We start from the raw sequence: 16,300 nt of genomic DNA, 5'->3' as shown, positions 1-16,300 counted from the left end.
GCAGCAGGTGCGAGACTCGTTGCCGTTCCGAAATTCAGTATGCGATCCGCGCCACGTTGCACTGCAAAATCGTTTGCTAATGCAACCCCGGATTGATCCGCGTTGGCCATGTAGTGGAAACACCAAGACTGGCCGGTAGTTGTACCGAAACCCGGATAGCACGCGTTATCAGGCCAAACGCCGTTGATTGCATTCAGATTGGCTTGAATGTTGGCGTAGTCGATACCTGTGACCGCGTAGTTATTAGACCACGTGTTGCGGTCACTACGATAGGTACGGGTAAATCGCAAAGTATTGCCGCTACCACCTTGGTAATCGGTTTCGATTTGCTGCTTCAAACCGGTCGAAGGGAGGATCGGATTGCCAGCTTTGGGGGGGTTGTTGCAGCTGTCGCAATCAGGCTCTGCGGGATCGAGCATGACGCAATATGCCCTGTTCGACTGATAGGGAACGACAACATCAAACTTTAGCTGGAAGTACGCAGGGCATTCCGCATGCAGAATAATGCCCGATTCTTCCAATATTGGCGGCAAATTGTTAGCAATGCTAACCTGGGTAACCCAATGCCAGTAATAAGTATTGTGTCTTCCATTGGTAGTTTGATCACCATCGGGAATAAACAACTCCTGATAGATCGGTGCTTGCTGAGGAGGAACCAGCTCAGGGTGTGCGGCAGTGTACGCAGGCGCATTTTGCAGTATGACAGCATACACAGCCTCTGCCGTGTTCTGTGGCGCATTATATGGCGCATCGCCAAAGCAGAGGATGCAAGGCGTTCTAAGCTGATAATAGAAATGCGGCTCAATGTCTCGCGCTTGGACGCTAGTGCCAGTTGCCAATAACATCAAGCCAGCCAAACCAAGCCAGTACGATTTCTTCAGTCGAATAATGAATTGCACAAACGTCCCCTGATTATGTTTGGACGAATAGCGTCAATTGACGCAATTGCGAAAGCCGTTTTCTTATTTGCTCGGACAGCAGCATCCTTGAACTTGCTTTAGTTTTGTTCGAAGGTTTCTGCGTTTATTTGGAACTGCCCGCTCAGCGTATTACGTTCGGACAAGTAGCGTCGCTACCTGCCCGATACCGAATATCAACTGCAGATGGGTGCTGAGAAGAGAAAATGGGGGCAAGGCCAGTCAAGCGGAATTCTTTCATTATTTCCCTGCAATTTCTTAAATTTGTAAGAAAATACCTTAAGCACAATGACAGCATTCAAGAATAGGGTTTTTACTTACTTTGGAACTTGATGCCAACGGCATCCCGACGAACGGCAGGCTATTTGCAGACTGAACTCATACATCGTTGTCGGGCCGTTAGCAGCGACCAAATCGGGCTTAACGCCCTTCCTTTTCGGGATAAGGCAATCGGATCGCGTGACACAGTGCGATAGGAAAAACAGCGAAGCCATACAAGTACCAGCCGACGATTGAACGCCCCTTGAAGTTGGCGATCATGGCCGGGATAGCTGCCAGCGCCACGGCGAACATCAAATACACCATCTGCACATTACTCCGGCTTTCTTGAGTCCTACGACACTACCAAATCGGTAGTATTTAAACAAGCCGGACAGCTGACCATCTTATTTTTGTGCTTGAGGTCGGCATGTCAGTACTTGCGAAACGGCTGAAGGAAGCGCGCCTGCGGGCAGGGCTGTCGCAGGAACGGCTGGGGATCGATGCGGGGCTGGACGAGATGTCCGCCAGCACGCGAATGAACCGCTATGAGCTGGGGAAGCGCATTCCCGACCCGGAGTTGGTCGAGACCTTCGGCGTGGTCTTGGGTGTACCGGCCGCCTACTTTTATGCAGTCGAAGATGAGGAAGCGGAGCTGTTGCTTGTTTTCCACACCTTGCGTGCAGAACACCGAAAGCAAGTCTTGACCTACATTGAAACGCTGCCGCAGCAAGACTGAATAGCAAAAAGCCAGGTTTCCCCGGCTTTTTGCGCCCCACTCCCAAATGCCTTACCCAGCCTCAACTTGCGGAAGGACAAAGGCATTAATAGCCATGACGAAGTCCTTCAGGCTCTCATGCTTCGAACTCATGAATCGAATATCCAGCCCGGGCGCGCCAGATCCAAGCTCGTCGTAAAGACTGATATGCCGCTTCAGGTTGTTCTTAAAGCGCTTGTCCGGTCCGCCATCCCGATTGACGTATTGCCATGTATGCCCGACAACCGTCGCATCACCAGGAGGAGAGCCATCTTCAATGAAACGCGTGCTGGTGAGCTCAAAGTTCAGGTCAGTATATGCAACTCCGGCGTACTTCATGCCACGCATCAATACAAGCTTGTCCGGGTAGAAGGCCATCTTGGTGATCCCGGTTTCCAGAATGGGTACCTGGATGTTGCAAGCCGTGAACGGCAGCTTCCCCAGCTTGAACTTGAGCGGCTCAGTCCGTAAGCCAGTAGTGGCACCAGCCGTGTATTTCGAATCTGCGTAGCGCTTTGATGACTTGATGGCAACAAACCGCCTAGATTTCGCCACCCACTTTGCGGTATCCAGAAATGCACTGTATGGCGCGTCCAGCTCCGGGGGCAGCTCGTAAAACAATACCGTGGTCCGCCGGACATGATCACGCCATGCCAGGAATATCAGAACGAAAGGCATTATGAAAACGGAACACACAGCAATTACGAGGAGAATCTGACTGGCATTGCTTGTTGCATCTGCAAGCCAGACAGGCAGTATGAACATAAACAGCAACCACACACCTCCGACGATCGGCCATCGCTTCCATTTAGCAGCCTGTGTATTCATGGTGGCAATCAGGTCGTCACCGCTCGCCTCGTTGAGCTCCATGAAATTGATCCGGTCGTACTCAACCAACCCGGCAGCTTGAGCAGGAGCCGAGGGAGGCGGTGTCATAGTTGGAGTGGGGGTTGTATCTCGATGCATCGGACGTGGCCCCCCCAGGCTTTGGCGGTACCGGAAGCCACCCTTGCCCATCGAAATGTAGGCACCGCGTGGCCCCGTTCCTACACGAAAACCCGGAATACCTGCCGATACTCCGATGCCAGAACCTGACAGGTTGAAACGGAAGCCTCCGACGCGAATGCTCTTTGAATAGGTTAAACCCATTTCTCCTCATCCTCCTCCAATACGTTTTTTGACTGTTAAGCAGCCTTTTCAAGTCTTGCGCTTCGATTTACGCCAATTTAAACAGCCTAAGCGTAGACCATGTGCGGTTCGCTGCCCTGCTGGCACCTGTACATTTCTAAATGCCCCTCAAAACGACCGCAGTTTGTCCCTCCCTAACTGATCGGGAACAAGCCGGGTCGGCGGTGCCGACACATCGGTGCGGCTGTTGCCCGCCTTGGCCACTGGCGCAATACGGAACCACACCCGCTTGCAATCGCCGACCGGTGTCTCGACCAGTACCCCGGCCACACTCCGCACCGCACGCACCTGCGCCACCATCGGGATGTCCGTTAAGAACGGGTTCGCTTCGTTGGTCATGTCACACCTTCTTCAGTAAACGCCAAGTGTTGCCCCGGATCATGCCGTTGGGGTTCATCTGCATTGGGTTATTGGGCAGCGGATCATTCAGCAGGATCGTGGTCGACCAGCTCATATAGCCTTCCTTCGCGCACTCGTCGGCGATGTATTGCCGCAGGGTGTCGCCGGCCGGGCCGTTGTCGCAGTAGTTCAATGCCAGCACGTCGAACTTGTGGCCGCGCCGCAGCTGGCGCAGTTGTTTCTTGATGCCATCGTTGAACGCCACGCTGGCCGGGTCGCTGATTTTTGAATACGTGCCGGTCGCCCAGTTGTAGTCGACGAGGAAGCTCTCGAACATGACGAAGGCGCAACTGCCGATGATCCGGTCGAGGATCGTAAACCCTCGGTTGCTGCAGAACAGCTTGGTTGGCCGCTCGGCTTTCAGTGCATTGATCATGCTGGCGAATGCGGTCTGGAACTGGTTGCTCGGGTACACGTCGACGGTGTCGACCGTATCCATGAACACACCGTCGCATTGCAGCCCTTTCCGGCTGTAGCGGATCACCAGTTGCGTCCCCACCGCTGGCGCGGGCTGGCCATCATCGACACCGGCATTCGGGTCAATCGTGAAGGTGCCGACGTCCTTGTCATAGCTGTAATCGACGTTGCGCTTGTCCGAAATCCCGCGCAACGCTTCGATCAGCTCACGGCTGGAAACAAGGTGATCGGCCTCGTCGACGACAATCGGCACCTGATTTTTCATGACATGGCCGATGACGGCCGCGCGGGTATCGCGGATGGTGTGGTATTGGGGAATCGCCGGCTTGCTGCTAGCCATCGCCCGCAGCATTTCGCTCACCGACCATGCGGCCTGCGCGGTGACAAAAATCGCGCTTTGCTCTAGCGCCCAGCGGGTCACGATGGACGATTTGCCGAGGCCCGGCTCGCCGTAGACGAGCAGCATGCACGCCTCCATTGCGCCCCGGTTCTGCACGGTCTGGATGCCGTCCGTGAAGCGTTCCCAGTTGCTGGTTTTGACGAAAATCGCCTTCATGTATCATTGCCCTTGTAGTTTGTATGCCGATTGCAGCGGTACGACCTGCCAGTCAAACCGCAATCTCTAGGAGTGCATTGCCCTGCCAGGCGATGCACTCCACTTCAAACAGATCGACGCGCTGTTCATAGTCGTCGCTCTGCACGTAATCCTTCAGCCAGTCCCGATCCGCCTCTGTCCATGCCGTCTGGTGCGCCATCAGCCAGCGATAGCGATCTGCCATGCGTTGAAACAAGGGGCGTGGCACATCGCTAAGCGCGCGGACTGAACTGGTATCTACCGATGCGATCTCTTGCTGCACCGGCTCCACGTCAATCACGTTGCGCAGACCATCCCGCACCAGCTGTTGGGTGAAATCGAGTTCGGGGGCAGCGAGTTGCCCCATCATCGGCGCGGCCAGACCATCGCGGATGTCGTCCGCCTTCGCTTCCACCCGAGCCAGTCGGGCTTCTTCTCGCTTGATGCGGTTCTGTTCGGTGACGGGTTGCGGGAAGTACGCCGCCTCGTTGGCACCCCATTGCGCCTTGCTGAGCAGGCGCTTGTTGCGGTCGTAGACCCACACCCATTCGGCGTCGTGGACGTCGTACGCCACCCACACGAATTCGCCGTGGTATTCCTCCAGCGCCGCGCTGAAATACTTGTTGTTGAACAGCTGCACCATGCCGCGCGACACCTTGCGGGTGACCATCGGCCGGAACAGGTGCTCGGCATCCGCAGCCGAGAGGCGATGCAATTCGGCTTTCGCAGCTTGCTCGGCCCACACCTGATCCGGCGTCCGGCCGCCAAGGCTCTTGTGCGGCCGGGCGTTGTATTCGGCGACCTTGCGGTGACAAAACGCCATAAAATCCGCCCACGCCATCATCGGCTGCACGCCACCTTGGGTCAGCGCCTTGCGGGTGATCTTGTGCATGGCCTGCCCTGCCTGCCGATCCATATCCTTGCCGATGTAGGTCGGCAGTTCTCTCGCCGCCGCGACCCACACGCTTTGGTGCAGGCGCTCGATCACGCCACGGGCTTGCGAGTTGTACGGGAGGCTGTGCGAAATGGTGATGCCCAATCGGGCGAGCAGGCCGGTCGCTTCATCCTTCAGCATCGCGTTGTCGTAGCCACTGCCGTTATCGACATAGAACGTCGCGCAGACGGCGGCATTCACTGCCGAGTAACGCAGGGCATCGACCACGGCAAGGCCGGATTCGGCCAGATCAACCGAGAAGCCCACCAGACGCCGGGTGGCGATATCGATGATGCTGGTAATTTCCGGGCGAAACGGCTTGCTGGTGAGCGGGTGGCGGATTTCGGCATCGAAGCAGTGACCATCCGCGCTATACACGTCGCCGGCCTGCAAGCCTTCGAACGTGCGAATGACGTACGGCTTGATGTTCTTAATGTCACGGCTACCCCGGCGACCCACTTCGCGGCTGACCTTGCCGAGCTTGTCGACGAATCGGCGTACCTGATCAATGCTGGGCACAGCTCCCGCCTGCCACGATTGCGTGAACAGCCGATAGGCTGCCGCCATGCTGGGCTTCTGCGGGGTTTGCCAGACCGCGAGAAATGCTGGTGCCCAAGGCGGCACGCTCAGGTCGACTTGCGTCTGCTTCGGAGCCAGTTGGCCGACCTTATCCTGCGCGAACCAGCGCTTGATGGTGCGCACGCTGGGTAATGCCCCCTCCCCTTTACGGCCACGCTCATCCTCGGCCAGCTTAAGCATCCGCGCGGCCTGCCCTGCAGGATCGCGCCCAGCCTCAACCAGCAAGCCGGCAATGGCTTGTTCCTTGGATAAATTGCAGCCCTGCATCAAGCGCTCAATCGCAAGCAGCACGCCCTTACGGGCATCGGCACGGAGACGCTGTTTTTCGGTCAGCACCAATTCCAATTGCGTGCCGTTGTAATCGCGAATCGGCGGGGTCGTTTTTAAGGAATCAGGCACCGGCAATTGCTTGGCTTCATTCAGCAATTGGCGAGCAGCCCGGTCACGGATTTGCGCCATGACAGATTGCGGGGGCTGATATTCGCGGCGCAGCCCACCGCGACCACGCTGTTCAATAAATGGCCACGACGCACGCTCCGCCAACATCCGAACACCGTCACGGGTCGCAGGAACATTGTTCAATTTGAGTTCGGCTAACTCAGCAGCAGCGAAATAGGTTTTAAGCTGCATGGTCCTTCCTCAGAAGAGTTGCAAATTCGGCACAAATTTCATTGGCCTTGAGAAACAAGCTTTTATGCAGTTTTGTCACTGCAATTCGCTTCCAAGTGCGCATTACTGCCCATTTTTCCGCACTCCTGAGGTAAGCTGCTGTGACAAAACCCTTGCTCGAAGTGCATTGCCAAGACTTCTGCTGGACTCCTTCGCTCCGAGACCGGATACCGGCTTGGCCAGATCGTCCGAGGGGTCACGCCGAGGGCTTTAGCAATCAGGTCTTCGCCTTTGGGCCAATGACGGTTTAGTACCGTCGAAAGCGTGTTTGAATGGCTATATCCGTAGTGCGTGGATAGCTTGCGCAGTGACCAACCTCGCTTTCGTAAAGCAGCCACGATGTCTGCTCGGTGCCAATCTGTTTGGGCCGTTTTTTTGTCATGTTGCTCACCTACATGTCGTACTTGCTTCGCAGTTTAAGTGCGAAATATTAAGCAGTCAACACTTAGCAGTTAGCAATTGCACTGGCGATCACGGATTTTGCGTTAACACTTTGTTTTTTAATCGGATAACATGTCCGAGAAACTGCTAAATACCGTTTAGCAGTTGTGTGAGATAACTGCGATGCAGAAAAACCTACTTAGCGCTTCGGAGATAGCGGCGCTAGGCATTCCAGGCATACCTACCACCCGCGATGGGGTACGCATACGTGCGGAGCGTGAAGGGTGGCCCTCAGACGTGCGTGTGGGCCTTGGGGGCAAGCGCAAGGTGTACGAAGTGCCCGAACGCTATATGGCGCGCAAAGCGCACTACCATGCTGCCGAGGCAGGCCAGCAGAGGCCGCAGGACACGGGGAGAAATGAATCAGCGGAGACTCAAGCAGCGGGTCGCATAGCTGCTAGCACGGAGGTAGATGCTGATTTATTCCGATTGGCTGTAGTCGTCGCCGATGAGCACTTTGCTGTCCATCCACATCTTGATCAGAAGATGAAGGGGGACATAGCTTGGCTTTTGTATCAGTTGGCTGTAGCTAAAGGCTGGAAAGGGAAGGTCGGCCCGGACAAAGTCGAAGAGCTGAAACGCGCCATCGACTAACCGAAAGAAAAACAATCAGATACATTACAGCCAAAATCAGCAAGTTAAAATGCCGACCAAATTTGGCTCAGTATGTTGTTCACAGAAAAAGAAATAGAAGAACTGCTCAGGAAACGCTTAAGGCAGGCAGGAAGACTCAGCGGCACAACGCAGAACCCCATGATGTCGGTTCACAGAGGCGACGTACGAATACGCGCCCTACATCCTGAATTAGTCCACGAAATCATCGCCGCGAATGACACGTTATGGCTGCCCGAGTGCAGCCAAGATCAGTTGCGCCCATCATCAATCAGTTTCGTGCCAAAACGCGTGCAGAAGTTGGCTGATTTGCACTCACTTTTGTGCACATTGAATCATGTGGTTCTAGCGCTGGTAAACGCGCCTCAAACCCGCGCCGCTATTTGGTTTTTGGGGTTGTTCGTGACTGACTGCTACGTGTGACAAACTGGACACCACCCCACAGAATCCTTGGCACCAGAGCGCAAAAACCACCGAACAATAAACAAACAGCCCCGCATTGCGGGGCTGTTTGTTTATATAAGAGCGGAAAACCAGCTGGATTTACTTGTCCCGGTTGCCGCCGGCGACCATCCGGTATTCAAACAGGCGGCATTCGATATTGCCGTTGAAGAGTGGCGTACGGCGCGATGCCTTCAGACGGATGCCGCGCGCCAGCTCCGGATCGCCGGTGAAGAAGAAAGCCCGCCAGCCGGCGAAACGTTGTTTCAACGCTGAGCCCCATTGCGGATACAGCTCTGCCAGCTTTTCGAGCTCATCGAGCCGCACGCCATAAGGTGGATTGCAGAGCAGGACACCAGACTCAGCGGTCGGCTTGCCATCAGCGAAGTTGAGTTGCTTGAGTGTGACGACATCAGCAACACCTGCCGACTCCAGATTGGCCTTGGCCGCAATCAACACGGTCGACGACACATCGCTGCCGACAATATTAATTGCTTGATCGCGTCGCTCTGCCGCCCTGGCTTCCGAGCGAATCGCCTGCCAGCCATTTTCATCATGATTACGCAGCTGCTGAAATGCGAAGGTACGGCGCGAGCCCGGCGCAACATTCAGCGCTTTCCAAGCCGCTTCAATCAACAGCGTGCCGGAGCCACACATCGGGTCATAGAACGCCTCACCCACTTGCCAGCCACTGAGCACGATCAAACCAGCAGCGAGATTCTCGCGCATCGGCGCATCACCGGTTTCGACGCGATAACCGCGCTTGAACAACGCCTCACCGGACGTATCCAGATACAGCGTCGCGATACGATCAGTTAGATAAAGATGAATCCGCATATCCGGCTCATGCGTATCCACGTTGGGCCGCTCGCCGGTAGCGCGACGGAAACGATCGCAAATGGCGTCCTTCACTTTCAGGCCGGCAAACTCCGGGCTACGCACCGGGCTCTTCACGGCGGTGACGTTGACCTTGAACGTGTTTTGCAAAGTAAACAGCGCCGGCCAATCAACCTCGAACGCCAGCCGATAGAGATCTTCTTCATTGCGGTAAGCCTTTTCATCCAGCCGCCATAGGATACGACTGGCAAGGCGCGACTGCAGGTTGGCCTTCATCATCACCGGCCAACTGCCAGCGAACGCCACGCCACCGTCGGTGGCCTTCACATATTTGCCGCCAATTTGCGTCAGCTCGTCGGCCAGCGCCGTTTCAAGCCCACGTGGACAGCTTGCGAAGAAATTGAATTGTTGTTGCAAGGGATACTCCAGCAGCCGACGCGTTCAGCGCGGCAAGGTATTGCGAAGTTTGGCCGGCAGCTTGTTGCGCACCAGCCAATAGGATTGAGCGACCAGTTCGGTCAGCATAGATTCGGGCAGATTTTCCGGGCGGTCGAGCGCCACCCAGTGATGCCGCGCCAGATACGGTGCCGGACGCACTCCCGGCATGTCGGTCAGTTCGAGAAAACGCGCCGGATCGACCTTGAAGCAGATATGGCCATCATTCAGCCCGAACACCGCGAACATTTTCTCGCCCACTGAATAGACCTCGTTGCACTCCCATTTCACATCAACCGTCGTAGCAGGTTGGGCGGCGCACAAGGCGCGGAACTGATCAATGTTCATTGGCTACTCGACATGGGTTGGAAAACGATCGGCGATTACAAGCTTGGCACAGCTTCAACCGGGCGAACACGCCGCCGCGTTTGCGCGATGATCGGCGCCCACGTTTGGCCCGGCTGCTTCTTGCGCGTAGTGAGCGTGAGCTCGGACGGACCATAGACATTGGTATTGTGTGTGAGCGGCGTGGTGATCAGGTACTGCGCCTGCGTGGCTTTCAGGAAGCCGCCGACGCGATCGATATTGAAGATATCCAAGTGCGCGAACGGCTCATCGATGAAGACGAAGCCGGACGGGTTGGCATCATCCATCATCAAACCGATCAGCAGGATCAACGACTTCATCACCTGTTGGCCACCGGAAGCCTCGCCATCGTTCAGGCCCATCATGCCTTTCTGGTCGAAGTTGAAGCGGGCGGTCAGGCCAGCCTGTGCCAGCGTGAGGTCATCGTTATCCAGCTGCGGCAGATCGAGTTCAACTTCGATACCAGCCAGCTCGCCCAGTCGCCGCACGTTCTTGCCATAGGCACGCACGGTCGCCTTGAGCTTATTGATATAAGCAGCGCGCGCCTCGTCGGTCAGTTGGCCGGTGCGCTCGACTTCGTTGCGATGCAGGAGCGTATCGCGTTCCAGCGCGCCGTAGTCGTCGGCCACCTTATCGCGCCGGGCGACGATGGTCGCATCCGTTTCCCAGTCAGCGGTCTCGAGCCGGGCATGCTCGCGCTCGATCATGTGTTGCACCTCGCGCACGCTGCCGAACTCGTCGCGTAATTGCTTGAGGGCGATAGGCGACTTCAAGGCCGCCGGCAGCGCGGCCTTGCCGGAACGCAGATTGCGGATCTGGCGGCTTTGCTCATCACGCTGGCGCGTCAGCTGATCGATCAGTGCATTCACCTGGCTTTCCAGGCGGCCACGCTGATCCTTGAGTTTTTCGTAGGCGACGCGGCCCTCTTCCCGCGCATTGCGGGTTTCTTCCCACGCGGCTTGTGCGGCGGCCAGCGCAGCGCCAGCCTCTTGCGCACGTTGCTCTTCTTCCGGGAAGCGAGCGGCCACGGCGCTGAATTCATCCTGGCGGGCGGCAAGCTGGACAACCGCCTGCATGCCCATCAACGACTGCTGCAATGACGAAGCCTCACGCTCCAGTTCGACCAGCTTGGCTTCATCCACCAACAACGTTTCGTTCAAGTCTTTGAGACGACGGCTCACCTCGGCCAAGCGTGATTGGCGCGCGGCCTCGCCAAAAGCGTAATCACCCGGCTTGGCAGAGATATCGCGGCCGCCGCGGCGCTCCTTGTGATAACCGTCGCGGGTGATCCAGTCGCCATCGAGTCGATGCCCATCGGCGACTGTTTTGGCGCGTTGCGTTCGGTTCAACAGGCCGACCAGCCAGCCCGGCGCATCCGCCTTGAATTCAACGATTTCGAGAATGCTGTTCGGGGCCGCGCCACCGACGCTTTCGCGCTCCGGCACGATGAAGTGGCGGTATTTAAGCTGTTGCCCCAGCTCGAACGCACGCTGCCGGTCGCCGCTGCGGTTGAGCAGGATGATGTGCCGATATGGCGCCAGCAGCGCTTCGACCGCATCCTGCCAGCTGTTGTCCTTGACCTCGACAATCTCGGTCAGCAACTGATGCGGAATACCGGCCTCATCGAGCGCGGCACGCATGTGTTTGACGAAGTCGGGATTCGGTTGCCGGCCCTGCTGGAACGCAAATTGCGCTTCGGCGAGCTGTTGGCGTTCGTCTTTCATGGCCTTGATCGATTGGCGCAACCGGCCGGCAGCATCACGGCGTTGCACCAATCGGTCATTCAAGGCGACCGCGTCCGCACCGTGCTCGGCCTCAGCCAGCTGGCGCAAGCGCTCAGCTTCCTTCAGCGTTTTTTCGCTATCGCGTGCAACGTCACGGGCCGACTGGAACGCGGCGAAGGCGGCGTCGTAATCGGCGCGGGCCGACTGCTCGACATCCAGCGAGCCGGCCTGAATGGCTTCGGCGGCGCGGTAATCGACATCGAGCGCATCCAGCTCATCCTGCTTTTGCCGCAGATTGCGCCGACTGCCTTTGAACTGATTGATATAGCCGCGCAGGCTTTCCCATTGCTCGACGTACTTGAGCGCCGGAATCGCTTCGTTTTCCAGCCGCTGGATATCGTCCTGTAGCGCACGCCACTCTATATAGTTGTTGGCACGCAGCTTGAGCCGCTCGACATCCAGCCCGACCTGCGCGAGCTGTTGCTCCATCTTGCCCAGCTCGCCCTCGGCCTCCTTGAGCCGCAGCTTGGCTTCCGCATAGTGGTCGAGCACCTGCTTGTCGCCAAATACCTGAAACACCAGCTCCAACAGCGCCTTAGGCGAGTATTCGCACAGCTTGTCGGTATCACCCTGCTCCAGCGCCAATACTTCGGCAATCGCTGGCGTCAGGCCAGCTTGCTCCAACCGACGCTTGTATTCGTTCACGCCCAGCCACTGCAAGCCGGATTCCGTTTCGGCATTCAGCGTGACATCCCCCTCGGCGATGGCGTATTGCCGCACCCAATCCCCGCCCTGCTTCTTGATACGACAGAACAGGGTGACCACTTCGCTGGTCGCCGGGAAAAACAGATAGGGGAACAAGCCGCCCGCTTGCCGGCGCGGATTGCTCACCACGCCGCGCAGCCACGCATAGTTCTCACGGTTGTTGCGCACGTAGCGCTTGTAGTCACGCCGGCCGGAGCACTTGAGCGCCAGCAAGGTGCGTAGCGCATCCAGCAAGGTGGTCTTGCCGGAGCCGTTCGGGCCGACGATGGTGACGATCTGGGCATCCAGCGGCACGCGGATGGCGCGCCAGAAGTCCCAGTGGATCATTTCGAGTTCTTTGATTTGAAACATCAGATGCTTTCCTCGATGTCCGACGTTTCCGCTTCGCTTTCCACTTCCACCGCAATACGCGTTCCGGACAGCTTCAGCACTTCTGCCAATGCCCCATCGATAATCCGCGGCGCGAGTTTGGCGTAGTCGATCATCAGGTCCAGTAGCGGCCCTTCGTGGATCAGTTTGTTGCGGCGGATCGCGAAACCGAGTTTGGCAAGCTGGCCAAGGTTCATCGAGAAACGCGCCTTGCCGCCAAGCTTCTTGCCGAAGTCGGCGTACACAGCGTCTTCCGGAATGCCCGGCGCGACTTCTTCGCCACGCTGGATGGGTTTTTCGGTGCCGAACATGTCGGATTGGGTATCGCCTGCCGTACCAGCGCGGGCAATCTGCCGCTCGCGCTTGGGCAGGATGATCAGCGCCCACAGCACGATCAGCAAAGCGATGGCATCACGCGGCAGGCCCATATTGTTGGAAAGCCAGTTTTCGCCTTCGCCGAACACCCAGTCTTCCATCTCGGGCTTGAGGCCGACGGCGATGTATTCGGCGTAGGGATTTTCCAGCAATTGCAGGCCGCATTCTTCCAGACGGTGTTCCAGACTTTCGCGGAACATCTCGTCGATCAGCGCGCGGCGAGCGAGCGGATCGCGGCGGGAGATGAAGCGGTGTGACAGCAGGCGGGCAACGAGGATATTAAGGGCTTGGTCCATGGGTCCATTGGGGCGGCGGGCAGCACGGCCAGCCGGAATACGTTATTGATCAGGAACGCTTGAGCAACTCGGCCACTTTGCTGGGCCGGCCTAGCAGGCTCTTGGCCAGCTCTTCGCACAACGTGGTATTGCATTGCTCGGGCTCCAGCACCACGACATCTTCTTGCAGGCCATCGAGATTGCGCACGGTCAGCTGGATCTGGCCGGTATTGAAATCCGCCTCGAAACGCAAACGCGTGGGCAGATGCGGTTCAATGTGGATGATCGCGCGCTGGAATTTTGCTTCCGCGTTCTTGACGATCTTTTCTTCCAGCTTCAAACCGAGATTCCACAACTTGTCTTTCAGATAATTCGCCTCGGACTGGCTGCCATAGCTCGCCGAGAACGGCGCCCGCGCTTTCCACATCACGGCGAATTCAAGCGTATTGGCCCAATCGGCGCTATCGATGCTCTTCTTGCGCATATCGACTGCCGCACGCTCGAACGCCAGCATCGTCCATTCGCCAACACCCCAGATGTGATATCGGTGCGCATTGGTCGGCTTGATCACGCGTAATTGCTGCACCAATTCATCCAGGTAAGCAAAGACCTGACGCAAAGCGGCATCGACCGCGACCACGTTGCGCTGATAATTCGCCTTCTCTTGCGCATGGTTCGCAGCAGTGGATTCGGCTTGTTGTTTGAGTTCGTCGAGTAAACCCATCTCGGTATTTCCTGGTGGCCGGAACAACATCGCGTTCCGTTGTGCATTCTGGATTACGGGTGAGGCTTTGATTTTATATCAGCCTAGACTTACAGCGGCCTCAAGCTGCCACGCGTCAACGTAGCAACTTCCGGATGGTCGATTTCATCAACCGTCTCTTCGGTATGCAAGGCCAGCGGCAGCTTGACCAGATCGGAGACGATGCTGTTTTCCAGCGCCGCTTCGCTATCACCCAGCAGCGACAGCAACGACAAACGGTAGGCGGTTTCGGGATAGGTATCGGCAAGCACCGCCTGCGCCAGCGGTGCTTCAATCGAGATGCCCTTCAAGACCTCGAACAGTTCTTCAGCCAGCAACAGGCGCTCCGCTTCAACTGCCGAAACCGACTGCGCCAGCTCAGAAGTCGGTAGATCGGATTCGCCAAGCACATCCCGCTCGCGCTCGATCAACTCGAATTCGGTTACATCGAGCAGGATATCCGACACCACAAAAGCGGGTTCCGGATGAAAAGTGAGCAGATCGCGGCCAAGCGCGGCAAGTTGCTCTTGCGAACGGCCACGCAACCAGTCGGCAACGTTGGTGGAGGTCAAACCCGATTGTCCCAAGTGCACACGTTGCGCAGCCAGTTCGGCCAAGCGGCGCTGGAACACACCGGTCATGCGCAACATGCGGCTTTGCGTGAGGGCAATCGCTTGAGCGACTTGCAACACCTGGCGGTCGCCATTCTCGTCTTCCAATACCTGCCGGATGACCTCAGTGCCTTTGGTTACCCACTTCCATACGCTTTCGAGCTTGGCCCGCGCCTGGCGAATCTGAAATTCGGATTGTGATTCGAGTGCGTTCTCGAAATCGGCATGCAATTCATTCAACCGCGCCAGCAAATGCTGCAAGCCTTCCGGTGAGATATTGCCAACGGATTGGCCGGCAGCCACTTGGGCGGTGAGGTAGCCGAGTTCGGCGTCGCCATCGGCGAATTGCGTCAACGTTGCCAGTGCTGCCAGTGCCACACGGCCGGGCTCGCTCAATGAATACAGCGCTTCGTCGGAATCCCAGACCAGTAGACCGTTGTCGCGCAGGCGCTTGAGCACGGTGTCGCGCTTGACCACGTGGATATAGGAAAAATGATTGTCGAGCTCTTGCGGTGTCCAGCGCGGCGCGTCGGCGCGTGAGCCGATTTCGCGCAAGATCAACAGACGGACCAGCACCTCATCATCTCCGCCCCGGAACAAGGTAATCAGCGCATCAAGATAAGGCTTGGCGCGTAGCAGACTGGCCAGTGGGCCCAAGTCGCGCGGATCGAATCCGGGCTGGAAAAAGTCGCCTAGCGAAAAATCATTCGGGATTTGCATCGGGGAAGTTTGCATGACTCGGATGGATTTATTGGCTTAGCGAATGACCGGCCAGACTGGCATCGAGGTGGGCGACGAGCTGGCCATCCGGCGCAAACTTGCGGGCGAACAAGGCATCGCTCGCCAGCAGCTGCGGCAGATCGGTTTCGGCGAATGTCTTTGGCGACCAAGCCCCTGCTGTCCACTCAAGATAGCGCAGCGGATCAGCCGAAAGACGGTCAGCAAAAGCGGTGTGTGCGAGCACGGTCTGGAAAAACATTTCGTCCGGCACCAGCGTTTTCTCGAAAAAGGCGACGACTTGCGGATAGGCGGCGATGAAGTCGAGCACCGCTTGGGCGGCATCGGCCCGTAAGCACCACCATTGCGAACCAGCGCGGGTATGGATGAGTGGTGCAGGCAGCACCCGCTTCACACCCAGGCCATTGATGCCCCGCTGGAGCTTTTGCAAAATACGATTGAGCGGATGGCGATTGAACGATTCGAAGTGGAACGCTTGCCAGCGATAGCGGACGTCGAAATCGGCCTCGCCACGCTGATCGATAAACCCAGCCACACCATCCCGCATCAGTCGCGCAACGATTGCGTCATGCGATTTGAGCGGCCAATCCTGCCCCGACAACAGAATCAGCCAATCGCAACCCGCCACCAGCGCCGCCCGTTGCAAATCCAGCGTAGCGGCAACAAGTGAGAAGCCGCCCCAGCGACAGGGGCGACGTTCGATAAACGTGACGCTTGCATTGGCTGGCATCGCTCGCTGAATGACTGCAAATTTCTCTGCCGACGAGTTCGCATCGATATGCAGATAAAACGCTACGCCCGGCGCAGCCAAGCGCGCAACCAAACGGCCAAGCTGGGCCGGATGATCGTGCGCGAGGATCAGGTAGGCGATCCGCAC

General features: G+C 57.3%; 15 protein-coding genes and 1 pseudogene. 2 read left to right on the top strand and 14 right to left on the bottom strand.

All coding sequences use genetic code 11. The annotated features are described in order from the left end of the window. Both BR41_RS24300 and BR41_RS24295 read right to left on the bottom strand, forming a co-directional pair. On the bottom strand, positions 1-899 hold an 899-nt coding region (locus BR41_RS24300), incomplete at its 3' end, for a hypothetical protein (RefSeq protein ID WP_211251797.1). A 438-nt stretch (positions 900-1,337) separates the two neighbouring features. Continuing rightward, complete coding sequence (locus tag BR41_RS24295) at positions 1,338-1,490, bottom strand: hypothetical protein (protein WP_156970775.1); 153 nt, start codon at positions 1,488-1,490, stop codon at positions 1,338-1,340. 115 nt (positions 1,491-1,605) lie between these two features. On the opposite strand from BR41_RS24295, the gene BR41_RS17560 reads away from it, so the two are divergent. Beyond that, complete coding sequence (locus BR41_RS17560; protein ID WP_035059600.1) at positions 1,606-1,914, top strand: helix-turn-helix domain-containing protein; 309 nt, start codon at positions 1,606-1,608, stop codon at positions 1,912-1,914. A gap of 51 nt (positions 1,915-1,965) precedes the next feature. Here BR41_RS17560 and BR41_RS17555 read toward each other — a convergent pair whose 3' ends face one another. The 5 genes and pseudogenes from BR41_RS17555 to BR41_RS25605 form a co-directional block, all read right to left on the bottom strand. Next, positions 1,966-3,081, bottom strand: a complete 1,116-nt coding sequence (locus BR41_RS17555) for a DUF4236 domain-containing protein (RefSeq protein ID WP_084187359.1) — start codon at positions 3,079-3,081, stop codon at positions 1,966-1,968. 147 nt (positions 3,082-3,228) lie between these two features. Next, positions 3,229-3,459 (bottom strand): hypothetical protein, encoded by a 231-nt coding sequence (locus BR41_RS17550; RefSeq protein WP_035059596.1) that lies wholly within the window; start codon positions 3,457-3,459, stop codon positions 3,229-3,231. A gap of 1 nt (position 3,460) precedes the next feature. Further along, positions 3,461-4,492, bottom strand: a complete 1,032-nt coding sequence (locus tag BR41_RS23150) for an AAA family ATPase (RefSeq protein WP_051711272.1) — start codon at positions 4,490-4,492, stop codon at positions 3,461-3,463. A 52-nt stretch (positions 4,493-4,544) separates the two neighbouring features. Beyond that, a complete protein-coding gene (locus BR41_RS17540) occupies positions 4,545-6,653 on the bottom strand; it encodes a Mu transposase C-terminal domain-containing protein (protein ID WP_084187358.1) in 2,109 nt (702 codons plus the stop codon). Between the two features lie 62 nt (positions 6,654-6,715). After that, a pseudogene (locus BR41_RS25605) lies at positions 6,716-7,039 on the bottom strand (helix-turn-helix domain-containing protein); the annotation flags it as partial. A gap of 217 nt (positions 7,040-7,256) precedes the next feature. Between BR41_RS25605 and BR41_RS17535 the strand changes: the two are divergent. Next, positions 7,257-7,727: a DNA-binding protein gene (locus tag BR41_RS17535; protein WP_035059594.1), complete on the top strand. Its 471-nt coding sequence runs from the start codon at positions 7,257-7,259 to the stop codon at positions 7,725-7,727. Between the two features lie 561 nt (positions 7,728-8,288). Here BR41_RS17535 and BR41_RS17525 read toward each other — a convergent pair. From BR41_RS17525 to BR41_RS17495, 7 genes are all read right to left on the bottom strand, one after another. Continuing rightward, complete coding sequence (locus BR41_RS17525; RefSeq protein WP_035059592.1) at positions 8,289-9,440, bottom strand: THUMP domain-containing class I SAM-dependent RNA methyltransferase; 1,152 nt, start codon at positions 9,438-9,440, stop codon at positions 8,289-8,291. A 24-nt stretch (positions 9,441-9,464) separates the two neighbouring features. After that, the gene (locus BR41_RS17520) at positions 9,465-9,806 is read right to left on the bottom strand and encodes an MmcQ/YjbR family DNA-binding protein (protein WP_035059590.1); all 342 of its coding nucleotides are present in this window, start codon (positions 9,804-9,806) and stop codon (positions 9,465-9,467) included. Positions 9,807-9,841: 35 nt separating this feature from the next. Then, positions 9,842-12,664: an AAA family ATPase gene (locus BR41_RS17515; protein WP_035059588.1), complete on the bottom strand. Its 2,823-nt coding sequence runs from the start codon at positions 12,662-12,664 to the stop codon at positions 9,842-9,844. Further along, the gene (locus BR41_RS17510) at positions 12,664-13,353 is read right to left on the bottom strand and encodes a hypothetical protein (RefSeq protein WP_035059586.1); all 690 of its coding nucleotides are present in this window, start codon (positions 13,351-13,353) and stop codon (positions 12,664-12,666) included. The genes BR41_RS17515 and BR41_RS17510 overlap by 1 nt, the downstream gene beginning before the upstream one ends. A gap of 49 nt (positions 13,354-13,402) precedes the next feature. Continuing rightward, positions 13,403-14,056 (bottom strand): hypothetical protein, encoded by a 654-nt coding sequence (locus BR41_RS17505; protein WP_035059584.1) that lies wholly within the window; start codon positions 14,054-14,056, stop codon positions 13,403-13,405. A gap of 89 nt (positions 14,057-14,145) precedes the next feature. After that, a complete protein-coding gene (locus BR41_RS17500) occupies positions 14,146-15,420 on the bottom strand; it encodes a hypothetical protein (protein ID WP_245615967.1) in 1,275 nt (424 codons plus the stop codon). A gap of 13 nt (positions 15,421-15,433) precedes the next feature. After that, the gene (locus BR41_RS17495; RefSeq protein ID WP_035059580.1) at positions 15,434-16,300 is read right to left on the bottom strand and encodes a beta-1,6-N-acetylglucosaminyltransferase; all 867 of its coding nucleotides are present in this window, start codon (positions 16,298-16,300) and stop codon (positions 15,434-15,436) included.

It is taken from the genome of Andreprevotia chitinilytica DSM 18519, from assembly GCF_000711875.1.
Classification (GTDB): Bacteria; Pseudomonadota; Gammaproteobacteria; order Burkholderiales; family Chitinibacteraceae; genus Andreprevotia; species Andreprevotia chitinilytica.
This window is presented reverse-complemented; position numbering and strand designations above follow the sequence as displayed.